Consider the following 6,537-nt stretch of genomic DNA (forward strand, 5'->3'; position numbering starts at 1 on the left):
CTCCCTTAGTATTATTTTAGAATTTTGTGGAAAATCTTTTTTCGAATTCTTTAACTAGTTCATCTCTAAAATCTGGGTGAGCAATATTTATAAGTGCTCTTGCTCTGTCTCTTAATGTCTTGCCCTTTAGATGCGCAACCCCATATTCTGTTACAACATAATCTACATCATTACGGGAAGTTGTTACTGCAGCTCCTTCATCCAACAGTGGAACTATTTTTGAAACTGTTCCCTTGGCTGCTGTAGACGGCATTGCCATTATTGATTTACCGTTCTTAGCCATTGTTACACCTCGAACAAAATCTACTTGACCGCCAACACCACTTATTTGCTTTAATCCAATGCTTTCAGAACATACCTGACCCATTAAATCAACCTGCACGCATGAATTGATTGAAACCATGTTATCATTTTTCATAATAACTGTCGGATTGTTCACATAATCAACAGGGTACATTTCAACCATTGGATTGTTGTTGACAAAATCATAAAGTTTTTTGCTTCCCATTAAAAACGCAACTATCATTTTTCCAGGATGTAGTGTCTTCTTCTTATTTGTAACAACTCCTGCTTCAAACAATTCAACTACTCCGTCAGAAAACATTTCAGAATGTATTCCTAAATCCTTTTTATCTTTCAGGAATAACAATACCGCATCCGGTATAGCTCCAATACCCAATTGTAATGTATCTCCATCTGAAACCAGTGAAGCACAGTTTTCTCCAATTGCCTTTTCAATTTCACCAATTTTAGGAGCACTAAGTTCAATTATTGGAGCTGAATGTTCAACAAAGCAATCTATTTCTGAAACATGTAAAAATGTGTCTCCCATTGTTCTAGGCATTTGATCGTTAACTTGAGCTATTACTGTTTTAGCTTCTTGTGCTGCTGTCTTTGTATAATCAACAGACACCCCAAGACTGCAGTAGCCATGTTCATCAGGAGGTGTTACCTGAATAAGTGCAACGTCTACAGGCATTGATGTTCTGAACAGTCTTGGAACCTCGTAGAAGAAACTTGGTGTAAAGTCACCTCTTCCGCAGCTTACTGCATCACGAGTACATGCTCCAACAAAAATGGAATTGTGTCTGAAGTGCTTTTCCATGCCAGGTTGAGCATATTCACCTTTTCCCATGGCAACCATGTGCACAATTTCTACATTTTCATATTGGTCCTTGTTCTCGACCATTTTTCCTACAACATATGATGGCTCACCAACTGCATGACCAATTACAACCCTGTCATTAGATTTTATTTTTTTAACAGCTTCTTCAGCTGTCAAAAGTCTTTCATTGTATATTTCTTTCCAACTCAATAAACTTTTCCTCCTTGCCATAATTTTAGTTGATGGTATTATTCCTTTAAACTTCGAGTAATCATTTTCAGAGTTTATAAATAATTTCTTTGTACCTTTAAATGGTTCGTGTTCAGAGCACGCTCTGCTGCATCCGTTTATTACTGCCACAATATCATAGAAAATGTTATCCTTTGCATTTTCATATGAGATTTCGTTGTGCTCACTTATAAGCTTCTCAACTAGTTTTTTTCTGTCATAGCCGGGATTGCATCCGCCGCAATACTTTATTCCAATCTTCATAAATAACCCTATTATAATTTCTTATTCAGTATTTTACTGGCAAAGGCTAATAATTCGTCACTGACACCTTCAATCAATACAATTTTTTCAACTTCCGGAACATGTTTTTTAACTTCTATTTCAATAACATCTTCAACTGTAAATCTTGCTGATGGGCAGTTGCTGCATTGACCTTCCAGCTTAATATCAAGAACACCATCTTTATAATCCAGTACTTTTACATTTCCATAGTGTTCCGATAATTTAGGCCTTACATATTCATCAAGCACATGTTCTATCTTTTCAATCATGTTAAGCTCCATTGTGTTTGTGTGTTTTTGTGTGTACCCGGAACCCCTGAGAGTTCCGGGCTCGAAAATTATTCTGTAATTTGTGCTATTGCTTTAGCTAATTCTTTCTTTCCGTTAATATTTCCCTGTCTAGCTATCATGATTCTTTGAGCCTGTGGTGAGCCTGCGCCGTGCATAGATTCTGTTCTATAACCAACTGCAGCTGTTCCTAATGTCAGGTTTTCAATTAATCTTAAAATTCTTAATCTGTTTTCAACAGAAACTGCATTTACACCCTTCAGATATTTTTCAACATAAGGTCCAACTACAGGATCTTTTAGATCTTTTTCAGATGGAGCTGTAACCATTAAACCGCCGGCAATATCTTCAGCCAGTCTTGCAATTTCATATGGGAATCTTGTTACATTTTGCTTACATACATTTGCCAAAAGTAAATCTATAATATAATTTCCTGATTCTGTCTTAGAACCTTCTGCTGAACATGCAATACCGCTGCTGTACAATGTTTCATTTAAATGTGTCATTTCAATTAATTTATCTTTTACGTGAGATGCCTTTTGTGCTCCGTTATAATCAGCTGCCAAAGCTGCTGCACCTATAAGAACGTCACCAACTCCAACCTTGCATCCGCCGTAGCTTTGTCTGTGGTATCCTGCAAATCTTTCAACAAGCATTCCGGCAAATTCAGTTTCTCCATTTAAGAATATTCTGTCATTAGGAACAAACACATCGTTAAATACTACCAAAGCTTCAACACCGCCATACTGACTGTTTCCAACATCTAACTGTGAGCCTTCCAATTTTCTTGTATCGCATGACTGTCTGCCTATTATCATCAATATACCTTCAGCATCAACAGGAACTGCAAATGATATTGCATAATCTTTATCTTCAGGAGACAATGCGATTGTAGGCATTACTATTACTTCCTGTGAGTTACATATACCTGTTTGGTGAGCTTTTGCTCCTCTGACTACTACGCCGTCAGGCCTTCTTTCTACAACTCTCAAATATAAATCAGGATCTGCCTGCTTGCTTGGAGAAAGTGCTCTGTCTCCCTTAGGGTCAGTCATGGCTCCATCAACAGTCATGTCATTTTCCTGAACAAATCTCATGTAATTAACGAAATTTTCATGATACTTAGTTCCATGTGCTTTATCAATTTCATAAGTTGTACTAAATTCTGCATTAAAAGCATCCATTCCAACGCATCTCTGGAAACAGGAAGCAGTTTTTTGTCCCAATAAACGCTGCATTTTTACCTTTTTAATCAAATCTTCCGTACTTTGATGGATGTGGCAGAAGCGGTTGATTTTTTCTCCAGTAATAGAAGATTTTACTGTCATTAAATCTTCATATTCAGGCATTTGTGCCAAATCATAAGTTGCTCTCACTGAGTTCAGAGATGGTCTGAGTATTGGGTTGTCAACAGGGTTTTCAACCTTTTCTCCAAACATATAAATTTGCATGTTCATCTTTCTAATGCTTTCGATAAATTGTTCACCAGTCATTAATGCCATTATATATACCTCCAAGAATTTTTAATTTACGCATATATAAATAGCATATTTCATGCCAATAATTTAACAATCAACTAAAAATCTAATAAAAATTTTTAATATTGATATTTCAACAAATTCTAATATACAAAATATTTGCTCTTCAAACATTTTTCATATCAATTTTTTGATTGATGTAAATTTGCATCAAAAACCTAAAGATTCAAGAAAAAGAGCAAAAAAATACCGATGCAATAATGCAACTGGTTGCATTATTGCATCGGTCTAAATGTACTTTTTTCTCTTTCTGACGAAAGTAGACGGATCAATACCAAGTTCCTTTGCAGCGTCTCTTACATTGCCGTTTCTTTCATATGCCTTTAGGAGAAGTTCTCTTTCAACAACTTCCAATGCATCAGAAAGTTTCACTATTTTGTCGTAAGATTTTTTTTCAGCATGAGAAGCTTCAGTAATATGAGGAGGTAAATCTCCTTTAGTAATTACGTCTTCTACTGTTGTCACTGTTATTCTTTCAACCAGATTTCTTAATTCTCTCACATTTCCGGGCCAGCTGTATTCATACAAATATTTCAGTGCTTCTTGTGATATTTTCTTATTTAAACCATACTTTTTGTTAAATTCCTTCAGATAGTATTCTACAATTGGAATAATGCTGCTGGTTCTGTTTCTCAATGGTACCACCTTTAGGGGAACAACATTTAGACGATAGTACAAATCCTCACGGAAAAGGCCATCTTCAACCATTTTCTGCAAGTCTCTGTTTGTTGAAGCAATTATTCTCACATCAACCTTAATAATTTTATTGCTTCCTATTTTTTCTATTTCACCATCCTGCAAAACCCTTAATAGTTTAACCTGCATTGCCAGTGGCAGCTCTCCAACTTCATCCAACAGCAATGTACCGTTATTTGCCGCTTCAAATATTCCAAACTTCCCACCCTTTGAAGCTCCCGTAAAAGAACCTTCCACGTAACCAAAAAATTCCGATTCCATTAAGCTCTCCGGTATTGCTCCGCAGTTTATTTTTATAAAAGGCTTATCTCTTCTGAGGCTGTTGTCATGAATATATTTTGCAAGCACTTCCTTGCCTGAACCTGTTTCTCCATTAATCAATATGTTTGTATCAACACGGGCAACACGTTTAGCCAACAGCAAAAGATTTAACATTTCTTCATCTTCTGCCACTATATATTCAGTCCCTGCAATTTGTTTGTTCAGTTCCTCAATTAAGTTTTGATATTTTAAATTTTCTTTTTTACTTTTAATTACCTTTTCTTTTAAAGCTTCTAAATCTGTAATATCTCTGACGTTGGTCACTACGAGCTGAATTTTTCCATCTGAATCATAAAATGGTGTTCCTGTGACCAGCGCGCACTTACCGGTGTTAAATTGCTGATGCAGTGTGTATGATGCATTGTCCTTTAAAACTTTCAAGGTAACTGACTGGGATATGATGCCCTTTCTTACTAGTTCCTCCATGTTGTGACCTAAGAGGTTTTCTCTTTTTAGTCCTGTAATTCGTTCATAGCTATTATTTATTAATATGGTATTTGCTTGTCCATCTGTTATATATATACCATCATAAGAAGTTTCTATAATCGCTTCCAGCATCATTAAATGATCTAAACTTTTAAAAGCCTCTTTCATATACATACCGTGTATAATAAGTTATACTTTCCTTCCTTGAAATGTTTCAAAGTCGCAGCAAAATTATAGCCTTAACTTTGGTTAATATATTAACAAGTAATACAAGTGATTGTCAATACACTGGTTCAATTAAAAATTCATTTATTATACTTTTATTATCATAATCTATATTAAATCCGCTCAAATATTCTTTCAAACTGACAGGAACAGCTATTACCATATTATTAACTTCGTAAAATTTCCAATTCTCGTCATTTGCATGTTCATCCAGAACAAGATTATAAACAGGAGTGCCTCATCCTGCTGATGAATATACAAAGTCAATTCTGTAAATTGCACCAACAATATTGGAATTTTTAAGCTCATACTCCATTTTTTTAAGAGCAGAGTCTGTTACGTTAATTGTCATGTCATTTTTGATTTCAACTTGAGAAGTATTAGTTTCTTCCGTCTTTGTTTCAGAGCTGCTGCATGATGTAAGAACCAATGCTGTAAACAATAATATAATCAGTTGTTTCATATATCGTCCTTGTAAAATAAATTCAGCTTATAAATTCATTTCCCTTTCTTAATTATTTTCTGTGTTATAAAGATAATGTGGATGTTTCTGCAGAAATTGCAACAATTCGACTTGATTATTTGTATGTATATTTATTTGTTCTATTGTAAACGTTATGCTTTTTATTTTATTATGTTTTTCTCGATTTGTCCATACATTTATTAATGTAATTTTGTTAAAAAAGTTGCTCCGCAACTCCGCTAGGGGGACCTATGTCCCCCTTCGGCGCAAAAAATACTAACGTATTTTTTGCTGAGCACCCCCCTTGACAGCAAGGGCGTCCCGCCCTTTGCAATCCCCGTTTTTTATATACTAGGAAAATCCTCTTTCCTAGTATATAAAAAAGAGGCTGCATTAGCAGCCTCAGACTATTGACAAACCACGACGCTGTCATCCTGAACGATAGTGAAGGATCTCATCTTTGTTGAAAACATTAGATTCTTCGAGCAAGCTCTCAGAATGACAACGTCCAAAGAATACTTTGTCAGAAACCTGTGGCTGCATTAGCAGCCTCTCAAATATTAAATGCCTCTTAGAATTTAATATGCCCTGTTTATCTTTGTACCAGCATGGCAGTTCCCATTCCGCCGCCTATGCACAATGTTGCGAGACCTTTTTTAGCATCTCTTTTTTGCATTTCGTAAATCAATGAAACAAGAATTCTTGCTCCTGAAGCTCCGATTGGATGTCCAAGTGCTATTGCTCCGCCGTTTACGTTTGTAATGTCTTCACTTAAACCCAAATCTCTTACAACTGCACATGCCTGTGATGCAAATGCTTCATTTGCTTCTGCAAGTTCAATGTCTTCAATTGTCCAGCCTGCTTTAGCAAGAGCTTTTTTAGTTGCAGGAACAGGTCCTATACCCATTATTTTCGGATCAACTCCTGCTGAGCCATATCCTGCTATTTCGCACAAGTATTTGA

Annotated in this window: 5 protein-coding genes and 1 pseudogene; all 6 read right to left on the reverse strand. The window is 35.8% G+C overall.

Annotated features, from left to right (window positions below; translation table 11 throughout):
• Positions 1–16: 16 nt before the first annotated feature.
• Complete coding sequence (locus tag LY60_RS17585) at positions 17–1,315, reverse strand: acetyl-CoA hydrolase/transferase family protein (protein ID WP_212633510.1); 1,299 nt, start codon at positions 1,313–1,315, stop codon at positions 17–19.
• Positions 1,316–1,608: 293 nt separating this feature from the next.
• Positions 1,609–1,887: a NifU family protein gene (locus LY60_RS17590; protein ID WP_145087012.1), complete on the reverse strand. Its 279-nt coding sequence runs from the start codon at positions 1,885–1,887 to the stop codon at positions 1,609–1,611.
• A gap of 68 nt (positions 1,888–1,955) precedes the next feature.
• Positions 1,956–3,407 (reverse strand): 4-hydroxyphenylacetate 3-hydroxylase family protein, encoded by a 1,452-nt coding sequence (locus LY60_RS17595; protein WP_145087015.1) that lies wholly within the window; start codon positions 3,405–3,407, stop codon positions 1,956–1,958.
• 264 nt (positions 3,408–3,671) lie between these two features.
• Entirely contained in the window at positions 3,672–5,054 is a 1,383-nt protein-coding gene (locus LY60_RS17600; protein WP_246145577.1) for a sigma-54 interaction domain-containing protein, read from the reverse strand.
• A gap of 295 nt (positions 5,055–5,349) precedes the next feature.
• Entirely contained in the window at positions 5,350–5,574 is a 225-nt protein-coding gene (locus LY60_RS17605) for a putative periplasmic lipoprotein (protein ID WP_145087021.1), read from the reverse strand.
• 592 nt (positions 5,575–6,166) lie between these two features.
• A pseudogene (locus tag LY60_RS17610) lies at positions 6,167–6,537 on the reverse strand (acetyl-CoA C-acetyltransferase); the annotation flags it as partial.

It is taken from the genome of Sedimentibacter saalensis (assembly GCF_007830175.1).
GTDB classification, from domain to species: Bacteria; Bacillota; Clostridia; order Tissierellales; family Sedimentibacteraceae; genus Sedimentibacter; species Sedimentibacter saalensis.

Coding starts and splice junctions, on each gene's coding strand:
- LY60_RS17605 (WP_145087021.1), bottom strand. CDS start 5,574: ATGAAACAACTGATTATATTATTGTTTACAGCATTGGTTCTTACATCA.
- LY60_RS17590 (WP_145087012.1), bottom strand. CDS start 1,887: ATGATTGAAAAGATAGAACATGTGCTTGATGAATATGTAAGGCCTAAA.
- LY60_RS17600 (WP_246145577.1), bottom strand. CDS start 5,054: ATGAAAGAGGCTTTTAAAAGTTTAGATCATTTAATGATGCTGGAAGCG.
- LY60_RS17595 (WP_145087015.1), bottom strand. CDS start 3,407: ATGGCATTAATGACTGGTGAACAATTTATCGAAAGCATTAGAAAGATG.